Source organism: Enterovirga sp. GCM10030262, assembly GCF_042666435.1.
GTDB lineage: Bacteria > Pseudomonadota > Alphaproteobacteria > Sphingomonadales > Sphingomonadaceae > Allosphingosinicella.
Window position 1 is genome coordinate 724,090 of record NZ_JBHTDC010000002.1, and the last position, 16,816, is coordinate 740,905.

A 16,816-nucleotide genomic window follows, 5' to 3' on the forward strand; every position below is an offset into this window, starting at 1 on the left:
CCGATCAATTGTTCGGCATCGGCGCGCGTTCCACGCGCCGACGAAAATATTAGACGCGGCGGCGCTTGGACGGCCGGACGCCGTTGTGCGGGATCGGCGTCACGTCGCGGATGGACGTGATCTGGAAGCCGACCGCCTGCAGCGCGCGGAGCGCTGATTCGCGGCCCGATCCGGGGCCCTTGACCTCGACCTCGAGGGTGCGGACGCCATGTTCCGCGGCCTTCTTGCCGGCATCTTCCGCGGCGACCTGGGCTGCATAAGGCGTCGACTTGCGGCTGCCCTTGAAGCCCATCATGCCGGCGCTCGACCAGGCGATGGCGTTGCCCTGGGCGTCGGTGATGGTGATCATCGTGTTGTTGAAGCTGGCATTGACGTGGGCGACGCCCGACGTGATGTTCTTCCGCTCGCGGCGCTTGATGCGCTGGGGTTCGCGTGCCATTTTTCCTATATCCCTACCTGATCTTGAAGGCCGCCGCGGCGGCTCGACCGATTATCCCGCGGCGGGAGAAGACATGCTTCCCCGCCCCTGCGGGAAAACTACTTCTTCTTGCCGGCGATCGGCTTGGCCTTGCCCTTGCGGGTGCGCGCATTGGTGTGCGTGCGCTGGCCGCGGACCGGCAGGCCCTTGCGGTGACGGAGACCGCGATAGCAAGCGAGGTCCATCAGGCGCTTGATGTTCATCGCCACCTGGCGGCGAAGGTCGCCCTCGACGGTGTGGTCGGCGTCGATCGCCTCGCGGATCTGGAGGACTTCCTGATCGGTCAGGTCCTGGACGCGGCGCTGCGGTTCGATGCCGAGCTTGCTCGTGATCTGCTTGGCCTTGGTGTCGCCAATGCCGTGGATATAGGTAAGCGCGATCTCCACGCGCTTGTTGGTCGGGATGTTGACCCCCGCGATACGTGCCATAAAAAACTGTCTCCTGCTCCACGGAGCGGCCGGCGAGCCGCCCCATCTCAGCGCTTTGAAACCCGCAAACGAGCATGGCCGACGCGCGCACGAAATGCGCCGCCGGGTGACCGGTTGAACGGGATGAGGCGCAGATAGGATTGGGCGGGGCCGATGTCAACCGCGATCAAGGCACGATCCGCCCCATTTCTCCCGTTTCGGCCAGGCGCGTCGCTTCAGACGACTCCGTAGGCGAGCATCGCGTCGGCGACCTTCTTGAAGCCGGCGATGTTGGCGCCGCGGACATAGTCGATATGGTCGGAGCCGGCGCGGCCGCCATGTTCGGCGCAGCGTTCGTGAATGCCCGACATGATGTCCTTCAACAGTTGCTGGAGCTCGGCCTCCTTCCAGCTGATCCGAGCCGAGTTCTGGCTCATCTCCAAGCCCGATACGGCGACGCCACCGGCATTGGCCGCCTTGCCGGGCGCGAACAGGATCTGCGCTTTCTTGAAGACGTGCGCGCCCTCCAGATCGGTCGGCATGTTGGCGCCTTCGGAGACGGCGATGCAGCCGTTCGCGACCAATGTCTCCGCCTCACGGCCGTTCAGCTCGTTCTGCGTCGCGCAGGGAATCGCGATATCGCATTCGACGCCCCAGGGCCGCTCGCCCGCATGGAAGGTCGCGCTCTTAAACTCGTCGGCATATTCGGCGATGCGGCCGCGGCGCTTGGTCTTGTGCGCCTTCACCCAATCGATCCTTTCCTGGTCGATGCCTTCGGGGTCATGGATGAAGCCTTCGGAATCCGACAGGGTCAGCACCTTTCCGCCGAGCTGGACGATCTTCTCCGCCGCATGGGTGGCGACATTGCCCGACCCCGAGATGATTGCGCGCTTGCCCTCGACCGAATTGCCGACCCGGGTCAGCATGTTCTCGAGGAAATAGACCGCGCCATAGCCGGTCGCCTCGGTGCGGATCAGGGAGCCGCCATATTCCAGCCCCTTGCCCGTGAGCACGCCTTCGAAGCTGTTGGTGATGCGCTTATACTGGCCGAACATATAGCCGATCTCGCGGCCGCCGACGCCGATATCGCCGGCGGGCACGTCGATATTCTGACCGACATGGCGGTAGAGCTCGGTCATGAAGCTCTGGCAGAAGCGCATCACCTCGTGGTCGCTCTTGCCCTTGGGGTTGAAATTGGCGCCGCCCTTGCCGCCGCCCATCGGCAGGCCGGTCAGTGCGTTCTTGAACGTCTGCTCGAAGGCGAGGAATTTGAGGACGCTCTCGGTCACCGTCGGGTGGAAACGGATGCCGCCCTTATAAGGACCGATCGCATTATTGTTCTGGACGCGGTAGCCGCGCTGGACCCGGATATTGTTGTTGTCGTCCTCCCAGACGACGCGGAACGAGATCACCCGGTCGGGTTCGGCGATGCGGCGCAATATCTGATATTTGTGATATTGCTCCTTGTCCTGGATGAAGTCGAAAATGTCCTCGGCGACCTCGGTCACGGCCTGGACGAATTCCGGCTGGCCCGGGTTGCGACGCTTCACTCCCTCGATGAAGCCATTCAGATCGACATGATCGGATAACGCCATGAAACTGCCCCCCGCCCGCTGATTATCGTTGTCCACGCACCTCTTACGACTCGCCGTTCGCTCGCGACGGCCCGTGCATAACATGTTTTGCGCTGTTTCGGGGCGCGCACCGTTCATCGCGCCAGATGGTCGCGCAGCCCGTCCAGCTGCTGCCCGAGAACCTGGTCGACGACAGGGGCGAGCCGTTCCGCGCCGCCCCGCACATAACCTCCGGCGACATAGGTCTGGGTGATCTCGGTTCCGCCCTCAACGGGCTTTAGGGACCAGGTGAGGATTCCGATCGCCGCCTCGGCCTGGAGCGGCCCGAGCCCGCCTTGGAGGCGGAGCGTCTCGCCCGGCTGCGCGTAGATCACGCGGCCATGCTCGATCCTGCCGTCGCCTTTCGGGACCGTCTCGCAGAAGCAGCCGTCGACCTTGAGTTCCAGGATCATATTGGCCGCGTCGCCGGAATAGGTGTGGCTGTCGTTCCACCAGTCGCCGATGCGGCCGAGCGCGGCGTAGGTCTCGGCCGGAGTCACGGACACCCGGACCTTGCGCTCCACCTCGAAGCCGGCGGGAGTTGCGGACTTGACCTCGCCTTGCGCCGCCGAGGCGCTCGCCAGCAGGATCAGAAAGCCGATGCGCTTCACCCACTCCTCCCCGGCCGCGAGAGAGGAGCTTGTCACGTTCCGCGCGAAAGCGAAACGGAAATTCTAGCGCGCGTCGAGGATCGCCTCGATCGCGGCGTTGACCTCGGCGATCGGCGCCATGCCGTCGACGCGGCGCACGATCCCCCTTGTCTCGTAATAAGGAAGGATCGGCGCGGTCTTGGCGCGATATTCGGTCATGCGGTTGCGGACCGTCTCCTCATTGTCGTCGGGCCGGCGCTTGAAGTTGACCGATCCGCAGACGTCGCAGACGCCTTCCACGGCCGGCTGCTTGTAGCGGTCGTGATAGCCCTCGCCGCAGCTCGAACAGGTGAACCGGCCGGTGATGCGATCGACCAGCGCGTCCTCGTCCACGACCAGCTCGATGACGAAATCGAGCTTGAACCCCCTGGCCGACAGCAAAAGGTCGAGCGCGTCGACCTGGCCGCGCGTGCGGGGATAGCCGTCGAAGATGAAGCCGGGATGGTCGGGCGAGACGTCGAGACGGAGGTCGATCAGCTCGTTGACCAGCGCGTCCGGGACGAGGTCGCCGGCCGCCATGATCGCCTTGGCCCTCTGGCCCAGCGGGCTGCCGAGCGCGACGGCTTCGCGCAGCATGTCGCCGGTCGAGAGCTGGACAAGGCCCCGCTCGACCATGAGCCGGTTCGCCTGTGTCCCCTTCCCTGCTCCCGGAGGACCAAGGAGGATCAGGATGATCACCTGGCGCGTCCCCCCTTGAGCTTCGCCTTCTTGATGAGATCGCCATATTGATGGGCGATCAGATGGCTCTGGATCTGGGTCACCGTGTCCATCGTCACGTTGACGACGATGAGCAGGCTGGTGCCGCCCAGGAGGAGCGAGATGCCCGCCCGCGCGAAGATGAATTCGGGGAGGAGGCAGATCAGCGTCAGATAGGCCGCTCCGACGACGGTGATCCGTGTCAGCACGTAATCCAGATATTCCTCGGTGCGCTTGCCCGGGCGGATGCCGGGAATGAAGCCGCCGTGGCGCTTGAGATTGTCGGCCGTCTCCTCCGGATTGAACACCACCGCCGTGTAGAAAAAGGTGAAGAAGACGATGCCGGCGCCGTAGAGGAACATGTAGAGTGGCTGGCCCTGCTGGAGCGCGTTGGTGACGGTGATCAGCGTGTTGTTCCAGAAGCTGTCGCCGGCCTGCGCCTGGCTGCCGGCGAACTGGGCGATCGTCAGCGGCATCAGCAGCAGCGACGAGGCGAAGATCGGCGGGATGACGTTGGCGGTGTTGATCTTGAGCGGCAGATGCGACCGCTCGGCCTGCATCCCCCCGCGCGCGGTCTGGCGCTTGGGATATTGGATGAGGACACGGCGCTGGGCGCGCTCGACGAAGCAGATGAAGAGGATCAGCACGCCGACGAGGGCAAGCACGCCCATGATCGCCAGCGGAGACTGGGCGCCGGTGCGGCCGCTCTCGAACATCTGGGCGATGAGCACCGGCATCTGGGCGACGATGCCGGCCATGATGATGAGCGAGACGCCGTTGCCGATGCCGCGGCTGGTGATCTGCTCGCCGAGCCACATCAGGAACATGGTGCCGCCGACCAGGCTGACCACGGTGGTGATGCGGAACATCATGCCGGGGTCGACCACGGCCGAGCCGCCCTGCCCCGAGCCCCAGCCTTCAAGGCCGACGGCGATGAAATAGCCCTGGATGGCGCAGAGGAAGACGGTGCCGTAGCGCGTATATTGGTTGATCTTCTTGCGGCCGCTCTCGCCCTCTTTCTTGAGCGCGGCGAGGGTCGGCGACATCGACGTCGCGAGCTGCACCACGATCGACGCCGTAATGTAGGGCATGACGCCGAGCGCGATGAGGCTCATCCGCTCCAGGCTGCCGCCGGAGAAGGTGTTGAAGAAATCGAGCACGCCGCCCTGGGTCTGCTCGAATAGTGCGCTGAGCGCCGTCGGGTCGATGCCCGGCAGCGGCACGAAGCTCAGCAGCCGGAAGATGATCAGCGCGCCGAGCGTGAACCACAGGCGCTTCTTGAGATCGGTCGCCTTGGCGAAATTCGCCATGCTGATGTTGGCGGCAAATTGTTCGGCTTGCGATGCCATAAGACGTTCGACCCCGGGAAAAAGGATAAGGCGGCGGAAGCTTCATCAGCCTCCCCGCCGCCTCATATAGTGTTTGGCCGCGGCTTGTCAGCCATCAAGCGCTCAGCCCTTCGCCGCCGCCTTCTTCGCTTCCTTGTCGGCGGCGCGCGCCTTCTGGACGACGCGGTGCTTCGCCTTCGCCTTGTCGGCGGCCGCAATGATCTCGATCGTCTCGACCGAACCGCCGGCCTTCTCGATGGCTTCCTTCGCGCCCTTCGACACGCCGGCGACCTTGAACGACAGCTTGGCGCTGTAATCGCCCTTGCCAAGGATGCGGACGCCGTCCTTGCCGCCGCGCGCGACACCAGCGGCCTTCAGCGCCGCATGGTCGATCACGCCTTTGGCGTCGAGCGTGCCGGCGTCGACCAGCTTCTGGATGGCGCCGAGATTGACCTCGGCATAATCCTTGGCGAACGGATTGTTGAAGCCGCGCTTCGGGATCCGCATGTGGAGCGGCATCTGGCCGCCCTCGAAGCCGAAGATCGAGACGCCCGAGCGGCTCGTCTGGCCCTTCTGGCCGCGGCCGGCGGTCTTGCCGAGGCCCGAGCCGATGCCCCGGCCCACGCGGACGCGGGACTTGCGGGCACCTTTGTTGTCGCGGATTTCATTGAGTTTCATGTCGTTGCACTCGCTTTCGCTTTTGTCGCGCTGATAAAAGTGGTCGGGATCGAGGGTTTAGCCCTCGACCGCCACCATATGCCGTACCTTGCGGATCATGCCGCGCACTTCGGGCGTATCCTCACGCTCGACCGTGCGATGCATCTTGTTGAGCCCCAGGCCGATCAGCGTCTTGCGCTGATCGGGGGTACGGCGGATCGGAGATCCGGTCTGGGTGATCTTGATGTTGGCCATGTGGGCTTACTCCGTAACCGCTTCGGCTTCGGCCGCGGCCTCGGCCCCGCCGAGACCGGCGCGGCGCGACATCAGGTCGGCGATCTTCTTGCCGCGACGTTGCGCCACCGATTTCGGGCTGGTCTGCTCGCCGAGCGCCTCGAAGGTCGCCCGGATCATGTTGTAGGGGTTGGACGTGCCGACCGACTTGGTCACCACGTCGGCGACGCCCAGGCTCTCGAACACGGCGCGCATCGGGCCGCCGGCGATGATGCCAGTACCCGCCGGAGCGGTGCGGACATAGACCTTGCCGGCGCCGAAATGGCCCATGCCGTCATGGTGAAGGGTGCGGCCCTCGCGCAGCGGCACGCGGACCATCGCCTTCTTGGCCGCCGCGGTCGCCTTGGTGATCGCTTCCGGCACTTCGCGCGCCTTGCCCTTGCCGAAGCCGGCCCGGCCCTTGCCGTCGCCGACGACGACGAGCGCGGCGAAACCGAAGCGCTTGCCGCCCTTCACCGTCTTGGAGACGCGGTTGATATGGACGAGCTTTTCGACCAGATCCTCGCCGCCGGCATCGTCGCGATTGCCGCCACGGCCGCGGTCGTCGCGCCGGCCGCGATTGCCGCCGCCGCGATTGTCGCGACCACCGCTGCCGCCGCCGCGTCCACCGCGGGGACCGCGATCGCGGCGACCCTCGGGACGCGCGTCCTGCGCCGAAGCGCCTTCGGCGCCGGTCTCGGCGGCCGGCGCGTTGCCCTCGGGGGCCTGGTTGTTTTCGTCAGCCATTTAAAACTCCAATCCGCCTTCGCGCGCGGCATCGGCGAGAGCCTTTACGCGGCCGTGGAACAGAAAACCGCCACGGTCGAAAATTACGCGGGTGACGCCCGCTTCCTTGGCGCGCTCGGCAATCCGCCGGCCCACGTCCTGAGCGGAGGCCGTCGTCGCGCCGCCCTTGCCCTTGACGTCCTTGTCGATGGTCGAGGCGGCGGCCACGGTGCGGCCCTCGCCGTCGTTGATGACCTGCGCATAGATGTGGCGGCCCGAGCGATGGACCGACAGGCGCGGGCGATCGCCGCCGCGCTTGCGGAGCGAAGTGCGGACGCGCTGACGGCGCCGGTCGAAGAGAGACATTTTTGCCATGGCTTACTTCTTCTTGCCTTCTTTGCGGAAGATATACTCGCCGCGATACTTGATGCCCTTGCCCTTGTAGGGCTCGGGCTTGCGCCAGCGGCGGATCTCGGCGGCGAGCTGACCGACCTTCTGCCGGTCGATGCCTGAAATCTCGACCGTGGTCTGGTCGGGAGTCTTGACCTCCAGGCCCTCCGGCACGGCGATGTTCACGTCGTGGCTGTAGCCGAGTTGCAGGCGCAGATTGCGGCCCTGCGCGGCGGCGCGATAGCCGACGCCGGTAATCTCGAGCACCTTCGTGAAGCCGTCGGTGACGCCGGTAACGAGGTTCTGCACCAGGGTGCGGTGCATGCCCCAGAAGGAGCGCGCGCGCTTGGTCTCGTTAGCCGGCCTGACGACGATGCGGCCGTCCTCGATGCCGTAGCTGATATCGTCCAGCATCGGCATGGTCAGCGTGCCCTTCGGCCCCTTGACCGAGAGGATCTGGCCTTCGGCGGACGCCGTGACGTTGCTCGGCAGCGCGACGGGGACTTTTCCAATACGGCTCATGATCAGAATACCTCCGCCAGCACCTCGCCGCCGACATTCTGGTCGCGCGCTTCCGCGTCGGACAGAACGCCGCGTGGCGTCGAGACGATGGTGATGCCGAGGCCGTTGCGGACCCGGGGCAGTTCCTGGCTTCCCGAATAGACACGGCGGCCCGGCTTCGAGATGCGGGACACGTGCCGGATGGCGGGCTGGCCTTCGAAATATTTCAGCTCGATGCGCAGGCCCTTGTGCTGGCCGAGCGCTTCTTCGCTGTAGCCACGGATATAGCCTTCGCGCTGGAGCACGTCGAGGACGCGGGCGCGCAGCTTGGACGCGGGGGAGACCACGCTGTCCTTGCGCGCCTGCTGGCCGTTGCGGATGCGGGTGAGCATATCACCCAGGGGATCGGTCAATGGCATATTCTATACCTTACCAGCTCGACTTCGTGAGGCCCGGAATCAGGCCCTTGTTGCCCAGTTCGCGGATCATGATCCGCGACAGGCCGAATTTGCGATAAACGGCGCGCGAACGGCCGGTGACTCCGCAGCGGTTGCGGACCCGGGTCGGGTTCGCGTTGCGCGGAATCTCCGCCATCTTCAGACGCGCGATCAGACGCTCGGTGTCGTCCTTGGACTCGTCGTCCGCGATTGCCTTCAGCTTCGCATATTGGCCGGCATATTTCTTGACCAGCTTCCTGCGACGCTCATTCTTGTTGATCGAACTCAGTTTCGCCATGACTTAAGTTCTCGCCTTCCATCTCATTTGCGTGTTTCCCGGCGAAAGCCGGGACCCAGTCTGGACCCCGGCTTTCGCCGGGGAACGGAAAAATTATGCCGCCTGCTTTTCCTCTTCCACCTTCGGGAAGGGGAAGTTGAAGAGGCGCAGCAGCTCGCGCGCCTCGTCGTCCGTCTTCGCCGTGGTGGTCACGATGACATCCATGCCGCGGACTTTGTCGATGCGGTCATAGTTGATCTCGGGGAACACGATCTGCTCCTTCAAGCCCATCGCATAATTGCCCCGGCCGTCGAACGACTTGGGGTTGAGGCCGCGAAAGTCGCGGACGCGCGGGAGCGCGATCGTGACCAGGCGGTCCAGGAACTCGTACATACGCTCGCGGCGAAGCGTGACCTTGACGCCGATCGGCATGCCTTCGCGCAGCTTGAACTGGGCGATCGACTTCTTGGCCTTGGTGACGACGGGCTTCTGGCCGGCGATGAGCTCCATCTCCTGAGCCGCCGTGTCGACCTTCTTCTTGTCCTGCGTCGCTTCGCCCACGCCCATGTTGATGACGATCTTTTCGAGCCTGGGAACCTCCATATGGTTCTTGTACCCGAACTTCTCGGTCATCGCCTTGGCGATGCGCTCGTCGAAATCCTTCTTGAGGCGCGGCGTGTAGCCGTCCTTCTTGGCTTCAGCCATTGATCGTCTCCCCGGACCGCGCCGCGACGCGGACCTTGTTGCCATCGCGCATTTCGAAGCGGACCCGGGTCGGCTTGCCGGTCTTCGGGTCTTCGAGCGCGACCTTCGATACGTGCAGCGGCGCTTCCGCCTTTTCGAGCCCGCCCTGCGGGTTCGTCTGGGTCGGCTTGCGGTGGCGGGTGATGATGTTCACGCCCGACACGACTACCTTGCCCTCCTTGGGGAGAGCCTTGGTGACTTCGCCATGCTTGCCCTTGTCCCTGCCGGACAGGACGACGACCTTGTCGCCCTTCTTGATCTTAGCGGCGGCCATCACAGCACCTCCGGCGCAAGGCTGATGATCTTCATATGCTTCCTCGCGCGCAGCTCGCGGACCACCGGCCCGAAGATGCGGGTGCCGATCGGCTCGGCATTGGCGTTGACGAGGACGGCCGCGTTCGAATCGAAGCGGATCGTCGAGCCGTCGGCGCGGTGGATATCCTTCGCCGTGCGGACGATGACCGCCTTGTGGACGTCGCCCTTCTTGACACGGCCGCGCGGCGCCGCTTCCTTGACGGAGACGACGATGATGTCACCGACCCCGGCAAAACGCCGCTTCGAACCGCCGAGCACCTTGATGCACTGGACGCGCTTGGCGCCCGAATTATCGGCCACCTCAAGGTTTGACTGCATCTGGATCATCGATCCATTCCTTTTCTACACTTCAACCGGAACCAGTCCGGCGATCAGCTAAACCGTCATTCCAGCGAAAGCTGGAATCTCTCTTTCTCTTCACCCACTTCGAGATCCCGGCTTCCGCCGGGATGACGAACTATGCGGCGTCGGCCTTGACCGGCGTGGCGTGCGTATCGACGCGCTCCAGCACCTTCCAGGTCTTCAGCTTCGAGATCGGCCGCGTCTCCTCGATGCGGACGGTCTCGCCTTCGCGAAACTCGTTGCCCTCGTCATGGGCATGGTATTTTTTCGACCGCTTGATGATCTTGCCGTAGAGCGGGTGCTTCACCCGCCGTTCGACCTTGACCACCACGGTCTTGTCGGTCTTGTCGGACACGATGGTCCCGGTCAGAATGCGCTTCGGCATGGTAACTCCTTAGCCCTTAGCCTGGACGGCGCGCACGCGCTCGCCCTGGAGGGTCTTGATGCGCGCGATGTCGCGGCGCACTTCGCGGGTCCGCGACGGCTTTTCGAGCTGGTTGGTGGCGGCCTGGAAGCGCAAGTTGAACGCCTCGCGCTTCAGCTCGCCCAGCTGCTCTTGAAGCTGGTCGTCGGTCCGGGTCTTGAGATCCTCGATCTTGGCCATCTCTTATGCTTCCTCGAGAACCGATTCGCCGAGGCGGGCGACCACCTTGGTCTTGATCGGCAGTTTTTCCATGGCGCGCTCGAACGCGACCCGGGCGAGCGGGCCAGGAACGCCGTCCAGCTCGAACAGGATGCGGCCGGGCTTGACGCGGGCGGCCCAGAATTCAGGCGCGCCCTTACCCTTGCCCATGCGGACCTCGGCGGGCTTCGACGACACCGGCACGTCCGGGAACACCCGGATCCACAAACGCCCCTGGCGCTTGATGTGACGCGTGATCGCGCGGCGGGCCGCCTCGATCTGGCGGGCGGTGATCCGATCCGGCTCCAGGGCCTTGAGGCCGAAGGCGCCGAAGTTGAGATCGGTGCCGCCCTTGGCGTTGCCCGAAATCCGGCCCTTGAAGGCCTTGCGGAACTTGGTGCGTTTTGGTTGCAGCATGTCTCTTGTTCCTTAGCGGCGCCGATTAACGACGGTCGTCGCGCGCGGGGCGGACGCCGGAGGTCTGGGCTTCCATCATCAGCCGGTCCTGGGCCATCGGGTCGTGACCCAATATCTCGCCCTTGAAGATCCAGACCTTGACGCCGCACACGCCATAAGCGGTGTGGGCGGTCGCCTCGGCATAATCGACATTGCCGCGCAAAGTGTGGAGCGGAACGCGGCCTTCGCGATACCATTCCGTGCGCGCGATCTCGGCGCCGCCCAAGCGGCCGCCGCAGGTGATCCGGATGCCCTCGGCGCCGAGGCGCAGGGCCGACTGGACCGCGCGCTTCATGGCGCGGCGGAAAGCGATCCGGCGCTCGAGCTGGTCGGCGACGCCCTGGGCGACGAGCTTGGCGTCGACTTCCGGCTTGCGGATTTCGACGATGTTGAGGCTTACGTCGCTCGACGTCATCTCGCCGAGCTGCCGGCGCAGCTTCTCGATGTCGGCGCCCTTCTTGCCGATGATGACGCCCGGGCGCGCGGCATAGACCGAGACGCGGCACAATTTCGCCGGACGCTCGATCACGACCTTCGAGATCGCGGCCTGCGGGATCGTCTTCATGATGAACTCGCGGATCTTCAGATCCTCGAGCAGCAGCCGGCCGTAATCGGCGCCTTCGGCATACCAGCGGCTGTCCCAGGTCCGGTTGATCTGCAGCCGGAGGCCGATCGGATTGGATTTCTGACCCATATTACGCTTCCTGCTGCTCGCGGACGACGATGCGCACGCGGCTGAACGGCTTGACGATGCGGCTCGAACGGCCGCGGGCGCGCGACGTCCAGCGCTTCATCGAGATGCTCTTGCCGACGCTCGCTTCGGCGACGACCAAGGCGTCGACGTCGAGATTGTGGTTGTTCTCCGCGTTGGCGATCGCCGAGGCGAGCACCTTGCGCACGTCGACGGCCATCGCCTTCTTGGAGAAGGAGAGGATGTTCAGCGCGTCCTCGGCCTTGCGACCGCGAATGAGGGCGGCAACGAGGTTCAGCTTCTGCGCCGAGCCGCGGACCTGGGTCGCGGTGGCGAGCGCCTCGTTGTCGGCGACGCGACGGGGGGACTTTTCCTTGCCCATGGCTTACCTCTTGCCCTTCTTGTCGGCGGCGTGGCCGGGGAAGAAGCGAGTCGGAGCGAACTCGCCCAGCTTCATGCCGACCATCTCCTCGTTCACCGACACGGGAACGAATTTGCGGCCGTTATAGACGTTGAACGTCAGCCCGACGAACTGCGGCAGGATGGTGGAGCGGCGCGACCAGGTCTTGATCGGCGCGCGGCCACCGGCTTCCTGCGCGGTCTCTGCCTTCTTCAGCAGCGACAGCTCGACGAACGGTCCTTTCCAGACGGAGCGGGCCATTTTTACCTCTTCTTCTTCGCGTGACGCGAACGGATGATCATCTTGTCGGTCGACTTGTTCGAGCGGGTGCGGGCACCCTTGGTCGGCTTGCCCCACGGGGTCACCGGGTGACGGCCGCCCGAGGTGCGGCCCTCGCCGCCGCCGTGCGGATGGTCGACCGGGTTCTTGGCGACGCCGCGGGTAAGCGGGCGACGGCCCTTCCAGCGGGTGCGGCCGGCCTTGGCGAAATTCTGGTTCTGATTGTCGGGGTTCGACACCGCGCCGACCGTGCCCATGCAATCGGAACGGATGTAACGCTGCTCGCCCGAATTCAGCCTGACGATGACCATGCCGCGATCGCGCCCGACGACCTGCACATAGGTGCCCGCCGAACGCGCGATCTGGCCGCCCTTGCCCGGCTTCATCTCCACATTGTGGACGATGGTGCCGACCGGCATCTGGCCCAGCTCCATCGCGTTGCCCGGCTTCACGTCGGTCTTCTTGCCGGCGACGATGCTGTCGCCCGGGGCCAGACGCTGCGGCGCGATGATGTAGGCGAGCTCGCCGTCCTCATACTTCACCAGAGCGATGAACGCGGTGCGGTTGGGATCATATTCCATCCGCTCGACGGTGGCCGGCTGATCCCACTTGCGACGCTTGAAGTCGATCGTGCGATACTTCTGCTTGTGGCCGCCGGCGATGCCGCGCGACGTGACGTGACCCTTGTTGTTGCGGCCGCCGGTCTTGCGCTTGCCTTCGGTCAGCGCCTTGACGGGCTTCCCTTTCCACAGCGCCGACTTGTCGACGAGGATCAGGCCGCGCTGCGACGGGCTGGTCGGGTTATATGTCTTGAGTGCCATCGTGCGCGCCTCAGATACCGGTGGTGACGTCGATGGACTGGCCGTCGGCCAGCGTCACGATCGCCTTCTTCATGTCGGACCGCGTATAGGGCCGGCCCTTCCAACGCTTGGTCTTGCCCTTCTGGTTGAGCGTGTTGACGCCCGTCACCTTGACGCTGAACAGCGCTTCCACCGCCGCCTTGATCTGGGGCTTGGTGGCGTCGCCGGCGACCTTGAAGACGACCGCATTATGCTCGCTGAGCAGGGTCGACTTCTCGGTGATGTGGGGAGCGAGGACGACATCATAATGGTTGATGTCGACCGCCGCCTTGGCAGGCTTCTTAGCCATTGAACCGCGCCTCCAGCTTCTCGACCGCGGCGCGGGTCAGCACCAGGGTCTCTGCTTTAAGAATGTCGTAGACGTTCGCGCCGACCGCCGGGAGGAGGTTGACCTCCCGCAGGTTCTGCGATGCCATGGCGAAGCCGACGTTGAGCGCGTCGCCGTCGATGACCAGAGCCTTGCCGAAGCCAAGCTTCGCCAGCTGCTCGCTGAGCGGCTTGGTCTTGGCTTCCTTGACGTCGAGATTGTCCATCACGACCAGCTTGCCGTCGCGAGCCTTGGACGAAAGCGCCATCTTGAGCCCGAGCGCGCGAACCTTCTTGTTCAGCGACGGGTTGAAGTCGCGAACGCGCGGGCCGTGCGCCTTGCCGCCGCCGACGAAGATCGGGGCGCGGCGATCGCCGTGGCGAGCCGTGCCGCCGCCCTTTTGGCGACCGAACTTCTTGCCGGTGCGGGCGACATCCGAGCGCTCGCGGGCGGCGCGGGCGGTGCCGCGGCGCTTCTCGAGCTGCCAGGTGACGACGCGATGGAGGATGTCGGCGCGCGGCTCGACGGCGAAAATCTCGTCGTTGAGCTCGATGTCGCCGCCCGACTTGCCGCCGGAGCCATCCAGGGTCTGAACCTTGACCTTCATTGTCAGCCTTCCTTGCCTTCGTCGGTCGCCGGCGTTGCTTCCGGCGCTTCCGCCTGGGCATCGGATTCGGCGACGGCCGCCGCTACCTCAGCATCGCTGGGCAGGGGAGCGATTTCATGTTCGGCCGCGGGTTCGACCATGCCGGCGGGAACTTCCTCGACGGCTTGCTCGAGCGCGCGCAGGCCGGCCGGATACGGCACGCCCTCGGGGCGCGGCACCTTGACGGCGTCCTTGACGAGCAGCCAGCCGCCCTTGTGGCCCGGCACCGAGCCCTTGACGAAGATCAGGCCGCGCTCGACGTCGGTGCGGACGACTTCAAGATTCTGCTGGGTGCGGTTCTTGGCGCCCATGTGGCCGGCCATCTTCTTGTTCTTGAAGACGCGGCCCGGATCCTGGCGCTGACCGGTCGACCCCAAAGCACGGTGCGAAACCGAGACGCCGTGGGTGGCGCGCATGCCGCCGAAGCCCCAGCGCTTCATGCCGCCGGCAAAGCCCTTGCCCTGCGTGCAGCCCTGGATGTCGACCATCTGGCCGGCGATATAATGGTCGGCCGTGATCTCGGCGCCGACATCGAGGAGCGCATCCTCGGCGACGACGAATTCGGCCAGCCGCGCCTTCGGCTCCACCTCGGCCTTGCCGAAATGGCCGCGCTGCGGCTTGGAAAGGTTTTTCGCCTTGGCGGTGCCGGCGCCCAGCTGGACGGCGACATAGCCGTCGCGGTCGCTTTCACGGCGGGCGACGACTTGCAGATTCTCAAGCGCCAGAACGGTGACGGGCACATGGCGTCCGTCTTCCTGGAACAGGCGGGTCATCCCCATTTTCTTCGCGATCACGCCGGTGCGCATGACCATACTCCTTACACAGAGGCCCGCGGAACCATTTCCGCGGGCGTGTTAGCCCAAATAAGATGCGTGCCCCGCTGGGCTATTCCGCTCCGAAAAGCGAATGCGGGGGACGCAGACCACGGCAGCGTGCCGTGCGGTATCCCGAATTCTTGCGCTCCCTCGCGGGAGCTGCCGTCATCCCAGCGGAAGCTGGGATCTCTCTACCTTCCTGGAAGAAGGGAGATTCCAGCTTTCGCTGGAATGACGATGGGCCGTTAGGCCAATTTGATCTCGACGTCCACACCCGCGGCGAGATCGAGCTTCATCAAAGCGTCGACCGTCTGCGGGGTGGGCTGCACGATATCGAGCAGCCTTTTGTAGGTGCGCACCTCGAACTGCTCGCGCGACTTCTTGTCGACGTGCGGCGAACGGTTGACGGTGAACTTCTCGATACGCGTCGGGAGGGGAATGGGACCGCGAATGAGAGCTCCGGTGCGACGGGCCGTGTCGGCGATGTCGCCGGTGGCCTGATCGAGCACACGATGATCGAACGCCTTCAGGCGAATCCGGATATTCTGCGTTTCCATGTCCACTACCGATGCGAAAGAGCCAACCCCATCAAGGGGCAATCAACAAAGCGTCGCCGGAGCCGCGAGGCCCCGGTTCGGCCGATACTCATACTAAAGGCATGCGGCCCGAATCATGGGATCCGGGCCGCTGGATTGCCCTATATTACTTCGTGATCGTCGCGACAACCCCCGCGCCGACCGTGCGGCCGCCTTCGCGAATGGCGAAGCGCAGGCCCTGGTCCATGGCGATGGGAGCGATCAGCTTGACGCCCAGGTTCACATTGTCGCCGGGCATGACCATCTCGGTGCCTTCCGGCAGAACCACTTCGCCCGTCACGTCGGTCGTGCGGAAGTAGAATTGCGGACGGTAGTTGGCGAAGAACGGCGTGTGACGGCCGCCTTCGTCCTTCGAGAGGACATAGACCTCGGCCGAGAAGTCGGTGTGCGGCGTGATCGAGCCGGGCTTGGACAGAACCTGCCCACGCTCGACCTCTTCACGGCCGACGCCGCGGATGAGCGCGCCGATATTGTCGCCGGCCTGGCCCTGATCGAGCAGCTTGCGGAACATCTCGACGCCGGTGACGACGGTCTTCTTGGTGTCCTTGATGCCGACGATCTCGACTTCCTCGCCGACCTTGACGATGCCGGTCTCGACGCGGCCGGTGACGACGGTGCCGCGGCCCGAGATCGAGAACACGTCCTCGATCGGCATCAGGAACGGCCTGTCGAGCGGACGCTCGGGCTGCGGGATGTAGCTGTCGACGGCCTTCATCAGCTCGAGGATGGCGTCGTGGCCGATCTTGGCATCGCCGTCTTCGAGCGCGGCCAAAGCCGAACCCTTGATGACGGGGATGTCGTCGCCCGGGAAATCATAGGACGAGAGAAGCTCGCGGATTTCGAGCTCGACGAGCTCGAGCAGCTCCTCGTCATCGACCTGGTCGACCTTGTTCATGAACACGACGAGCGCCGGAACGCCGACCTGGCGGGCCAGCAGGATGTGCTCGCGGGTCTGCGGCATCGGGCCATCGGCGGCCGACACCACCAGGATGCCGCCGTCCATCTGCGCGGCGCCGGTGATCATGTTCTTCACATAATCGGCGTGGCCCGGGCAATCGACGTGCGCATAGTGGCGGGCCTCGGTCTCATATTCGACGTGGGCCGTCGAGATGGTGATGCCGCGCTCGCGCTCCTCGGGAGCCTTGTCGATATTGGCGTAGCTGGTGAAGGTCGCGCCGCCGGTCTCGGCGAGGACCTTGGTGATCGCCGCCGTCAGCGACGTCTTGCCATGGTCGACGTGACCGATGGTGCCGATGTTGCAATGCGGTTTCGTCCGCTCAAACTTAGCTTTCGCCATTTTGCCTTACCCT

At 64.8% G+C, this 16,816-nt stretch carries 28 protein-coding genes; all 28 read right to left on the minus strand.

Annotated elements, in window-relative coordinates; genetic code table 11:
- Positions 1–49 precede the first annotated feature (49 nt).
- The gene (rpsK, locus tag ACFQRC_RS12740; protein ID WP_379961804.1) at positions 50–439 is read right to left on the minus strand and encodes a 30S ribosomal protein S11; all 390 of its coding nucleotides are present in this window, start codon (positions 437–439) and stop codon (positions 50–52) included.
- A 98-nt stretch (positions 440–537) separates the two neighbouring features.
- On the minus strand, positions 538–906 hold the full coding sequence (gene rpsM / locus ACFQRC_RS12745) for a 30S ribosomal protein S13 (RefSeq protein ID WP_379961806.1): 369 nt from the start codon (positions 904–906) through the stop codon (positions 538–540).
- A 215-nt stretch (positions 907–1,121) separates the two neighbouring features.
- Positions 1,122–2,480, minus strand: coding sequence for an NADP-specific glutamate dehydrogenase (gene gdhA / locus ACFQRC_RS12750; RefSeq protein WP_379961808.1), 1,359 nt, complete (start codon positions 2,478–2,480; stop codon positions 1,122–1,124).
- A gap of 113 nt (positions 2,481–2,593) precedes the next feature.
- Positions 2,594–3,109, minus strand: coding sequence for a hypothetical protein (locus ACFQRC_RS12755; protein ID WP_379961810.1), 516 nt, complete (start codon positions 3,107–3,109; stop codon positions 2,594–2,596).
- Positions 3,110–3,172: 63 nt separating this feature from the next.
- Complete coding sequence (locus tag ACFQRC_RS12760) at positions 3,173–3,823, minus strand: adenylate kinase (RefSeq protein ID WP_379962428.1); 651 nt, start codon at positions 3,821–3,823, stop codon at positions 3,173–3,175.
- Positions 3,823–5,193: a preprotein translocase subunit SecY gene (secY, locus tag ACFQRC_RS12765; protein WP_379961812.1), complete on the minus strand. Its 1,371-nt coding sequence runs from the start codon at positions 5,191–5,193 to the stop codon at positions 3,823–3,825. Before secY ends, ACFQRC_RS12760 begins: the two co-directional genes overlap by 1 nt.
- A 102-nt stretch (positions 5,194–5,295) precedes the next feature.
- Positions 5,296–5,850: a 50S ribosomal protein L15 gene (gene rplO / locus ACFQRC_RS12770; protein WP_379961814.1), complete on the minus strand. Its 555-nt coding sequence runs from the start codon at positions 5,848–5,850 to the stop codon at positions 5,296–5,298.
- A gap of 57 nt (positions 5,851–5,907) precedes the next feature.
- Positions 5,908–6,084, minus strand: coding sequence for a 50S ribosomal protein L30 (rpmD, locus tag ACFQRC_RS12775; protein WP_379961816.1), 177 nt, complete (start codon positions 6,082–6,084; stop codon positions 5,908–5,910).
- A 6-nt stretch (positions 6,085–6,090) separates the two neighbouring features.
- Positions 6,091–6,621, minus strand: coding sequence for a 30S ribosomal protein S5 (rpsE, locus tag ACFQRC_RS12780; protein WP_379962429.1), 531 nt, complete (start codon positions 6,619–6,621; stop codon positions 6,091–6,093).
- Between the two features lie 228 nt (positions 6,622–6,849).
- A complete protein-coding gene (gene rplR, locus ACFQRC_RS12785; RefSeq protein WP_379961818.1) occupies positions 6,850–7,203 on the minus strand; it encodes a 50S ribosomal protein L18 in 354 nt (117 codons plus the stop codon).
- Between the two features lie 3 nt (positions 7,204–7,206).
- Complete coding sequence (gene rplF / locus ACFQRC_RS12790; protein WP_379961820.1) at positions 7,207–7,740, minus strand: 50S ribosomal protein L6; 534 nt, start codon at positions 7,738–7,740, stop codon at positions 7,207–7,209.
- Between the two features lie 2 nt (positions 7,741–7,742).
- Positions 7,743–8,138, minus strand: coding sequence for a 30S ribosomal protein S8 (gene rpsH / locus ACFQRC_RS12795; protein WP_379961822.1), 396 nt, complete (start codon positions 8,136–8,138; stop codon positions 7,743–7,745).
- A 10-nt stretch (positions 8,139–8,148) separates the two neighbouring features.
- Positions 8,149–8,454 carry a 30S ribosomal protein S14 gene (gene rpsN / locus ACFQRC_RS12800; RefSeq protein WP_379961824.1) on the minus strand — a complete coding sequence of 102 codons (306 nt, stop codon included), beginning with the start codon at positions 8,452–8,454 and terminating at the stop codon, positions 8,149–8,151.
- A gap of 93 nt (positions 8,455–8,547) precedes the next feature.
- A complete protein-coding gene (gene rplE / locus ACFQRC_RS12805; RefSeq protein WP_379961826.1) occupies positions 8,548–9,138 on the minus strand; it encodes a 50S ribosomal protein L5 in 591 nt (196 codons plus the stop codon).
- On the minus strand, positions 9,131–9,451 hold the full coding sequence (gene rplX, locus ACFQRC_RS12810) for a 50S ribosomal protein L24 (RefSeq protein WP_379961828.1): 321 nt from the start codon (positions 9,449–9,451) through the stop codon (positions 9,131–9,133). Before rplX ends, rplE begins: the two co-directional genes overlap by 8 nt.
- A complete protein-coding gene (gene rplN, locus ACFQRC_RS12815; protein WP_379961830.1) occupies positions 9,451–9,819 on the minus strand; it encodes a 50S ribosomal protein L14 in 369 nt (122 codons plus the stop codon). Before rplN ends, rplX begins: the two co-directional genes overlap by 1 nt.
- Positions 9,820–9,949: 130 nt before the next feature.
- Positions 9,950–10,219, minus strand: a complete 270-nt coding sequence (gene rpsQ / locus ACFQRC_RS12820; RefSeq protein ID WP_379961832.1) for a 30S ribosomal protein S17 — start codon at positions 10,217–10,219, stop codon at positions 9,950–9,952.
- A gap of 9 nt (positions 10,220–10,228) precedes the next feature.
- Positions 10,229–10,438 carry a 50S ribosomal protein L29 gene (rpmC, locus tag ACFQRC_RS12825; protein WP_379961834.1) on the minus strand — a complete coding sequence of 70 codons (210 nt, stop codon included), beginning with the start codon at positions 10,436–10,438 and terminating at the stop codon, positions 10,229–10,231.
- Between the two features lie 3 nt (positions 10,439–10,441).
- Positions 10,442–10,873 (minus strand): 50S ribosomal protein L16, encoded by a 432-nt coding sequence (gene rplP, locus ACFQRC_RS12830; protein ID WP_379961836.1) that lies wholly within the window; start codon positions 10,871–10,873, stop codon positions 10,442–10,444.
- Positions 10,874–10,898: 25 nt separating this feature from the next.
- Positions 10,899–11,606 carry a 30S ribosomal protein S3 gene (gene rpsC, locus ACFQRC_RS12835; protein WP_379961838.1) on the minus strand — a complete coding sequence of 236 codons (708 nt, stop codon included), beginning with the start codon at positions 11,604–11,606 and terminating at the stop codon, positions 10,899–10,901.
- A 1-nt stretch (position 11,607) separates the two neighbouring features.
- Entirely contained in the window at positions 11,608–11,985 is a 378-nt protein-coding gene (rplV, locus tag ACFQRC_RS12840; protein ID WP_379961840.1) for a 50S ribosomal protein L22, read from the minus strand.
- 3 nt (positions 11,986–11,988) lie between these two features.
- Complete coding sequence (rpsS, locus tag ACFQRC_RS12845; RefSeq protein WP_379961842.1) at positions 11,989–12,264, minus strand: 30S ribosomal protein S19; 276 nt, start codon at positions 12,262–12,264, stop codon at positions 11,989–11,991.
- 2 nt (positions 12,265–12,266) lie between these two features.
- Complete coding sequence (gene rplB / locus ACFQRC_RS12850; protein ID WP_379961844.1) at positions 12,267–13,103, minus strand: 50S ribosomal protein L2; 837 nt, start codon at positions 13,101–13,103, stop codon at positions 12,267–12,269.
- A 10-nt stretch (positions 13,104–13,113) separates the two neighbouring features.
- Positions 13,114–13,431, minus strand: coding sequence for a 50S ribosomal protein L23 (locus ACFQRC_RS12855; RefSeq protein ID WP_379961846.1), 318 nt, complete (start codon positions 13,429–13,431; stop codon positions 13,114–13,116).
- Positions 13,424–14,056 carry a 50S ribosomal protein L4 gene (rplD, locus tag ACFQRC_RS12860; RefSeq protein ID WP_379961849.1) on the minus strand — a complete coding sequence of 211 codons (633 nt, stop codon included), beginning with the start codon at positions 14,054–14,056 and terminating at the stop codon, positions 13,424–13,426. The genes ACFQRC_RS12855 and rplD overlap by 8 nt, the downstream gene beginning before the upstream one ends.
- Positions 14,057–14,058: 2 nt before the next feature.
- A complete protein-coding gene (gene rplC / locus ACFQRC_RS12865) occupies positions 14,059–14,901 on the minus strand; it encodes a 50S ribosomal protein L3 (RefSeq protein WP_379961851.1) in 843 nt (280 codons plus the stop codon).
- 254 nt (positions 14,902–15,155) lie between these two features.
- A complete protein-coding gene (gene rpsJ, locus ACFQRC_RS12870) occupies positions 15,156–15,467 on the minus strand; it encodes a 30S ribosomal protein S10 (RefSeq protein ID WP_028969184.1) in 312 nt (103 codons plus the stop codon).
- A gap of 145 nt (positions 15,468–15,612) precedes the next feature.
- Complete coding sequence (gene tuf / locus ACFQRC_RS12875; protein ID WP_379961855.1) at positions 15,613–16,803, minus strand: elongation factor Tu; 1,191 nt, start codon at positions 16,801–16,803, stop codon at positions 15,613–15,615.
- Between the last annotated feature and the right edge of the window lie 13 nt (positions 16,804–16,816).

Coding starts and splice junctions, on each gene's coding strand:
- rpsK (WP_379961804.1), bottom strand. CDS start 439: ATGGCACGCGAACCCCAGCGCATCAAGCGCCGCGAGCGGAAGAACATC.
- rpsM (WP_379961806.1), bottom strand. CDS start 906: ATGGCACGTATCGCGGGGGTCAACATCCCGACCAACAAGCGCGTGGAG.
- gdhA (WP_379961808.1), bottom strand. CDS start 2,480: ATGGCGTTATCCGATCATGTCGATCTGAATGGCTTCATCGAGGGAGTG.
- secY (WP_379961812.1), bottom strand. CDS start 5,193: ATGGCATCGCAAGCCGAACAATTTGCCGCCAACATCAGCATGGCGAAT.
- rplO (WP_379961814.1), bottom strand. CDS start 5,850: ATGAAACTCAATGAAATCCGCGACAACAAAGGTGCCCGCAAGTCCCGC.
- rpmD (WP_379961816.1), bottom strand. CDS start 6,084: ATGGCCAACATCAAGATCACCCAGACCGGATCTCCGATCCGCCGTACC.
- rplR (WP_379961818.1), bottom strand. CDS start 7,203: ATGGCAAAAATGTCTCTCTTCGACCGGCGCCGTCAGCGCGTCCGCACT.
- rplF (WP_379961820.1), bottom strand. CDS start 7,740: ATGAGCCGTATTGGAAAAGTCCCCGTCGCGCTGCCGAGCAACGTCACG.
- rpsH (WP_379961822.1), bottom strand. CDS start 8,138: ATGCCATTGACCGATCCCCTGGGTGATATGCTCACCCGCATCCGCAAC.
- rpsN (WP_379961824.1), bottom strand. CDS start 8,454: ATGGCGAAACTGAGTTCGATCAACAAGAATGAGCGTCGCAGGAAGCTG.
- rplE (WP_379961826.1), bottom strand. CDS start 9,138: ATGGCTGAAGCCAAGAAGGACGGCTACACGCCGCGCCTCAAGAAGGAT.
- rplX (WP_379961828.1), bottom strand. CDS start 9,451: ATGGCCGCCGCTAAGATCAAGAAGGGCGACAAGGTCGTCGTCCTGTCC.
- rplN (WP_379961830.1), bottom strand. CDS start 9,819: ATGATCCAGATGCAGTCAAACCTTGAGGTGGCCGATAATTCGGGCGCC.
- rpsQ (WP_379961832.1), bottom strand. CDS start 10,219: ATGCCGAAGCGCATTCTGACCGGGACCATCGTGTCCGACAAGACCGAC.
- rpmC (WP_379961834.1), bottom strand. CDS start 10,438: ATGGCCAAGATCGAGGATCTCAAGACCCGGACCGACGACCAGCTTCAA.
- rplP (WP_379961836.1), bottom strand. CDS start 10,873: ATGCTGCAACCAAAACGCACCAAGTTCCGCAAGGCCTTCAAGGGCCGG.
- rpsC (WP_379961838.1), bottom strand. CDS start 11,606: ATGGGTCAGAAATCCAATCCGATCGGCCTCCGGCTGCAGATCAACCGG.
- rplV (WP_379961840.1), bottom strand. CDS start 11,985: ATGGGCAAGGAAAAGTCCCCCCGTCGCGTCGCCGACAACGAGGCGCTC.
- rpsS (WP_379961842.1), bottom strand. CDS start 12,264: ATGGCCCGCTCCGTCTGGAAAGGACCGTTCGTCGAGCTGTCGCTGCTG.
- rplB (WP_379961844.1), bottom strand. CDS start 13,103: ATGGCACTCAAGACATATAACCCGACCAGCCCGTCGCAGCGCGGCCTG.
- ACFQRC_RS12855 (WP_379961846.1), bottom strand. CDS start 13,431: ATGGCTAAGAAGCCTGCCAAGGCGGCGGTCGACATCAACCATTATGAT.
- rplD (WP_379961849.1), bottom strand. CDS start 14,056: ATGAAGGTCAAGGTTCAGACCCTGGATGGCTCCGGCGGCAAGTCGGGC.
- rplC (WP_379961851.1), bottom strand. CDS start 14,901: ATGCGCACCGGCGTGATCGCGAAGAAAATGGGGATGACCCGCCTGTTC.
- rpsJ (WP_028969184.1), bottom strand. CDS start 15,467: ATGGAAACGCAGAATATCCGGATTCGCCTGAAGGCGTTCGATCATCGT.
- tuf (WP_379961855.1), bottom strand. CDS start 16,803: ATGGCGAAAGCTAAGTTTGAGCGGACGAAACCGCATTGCAACATCGGC.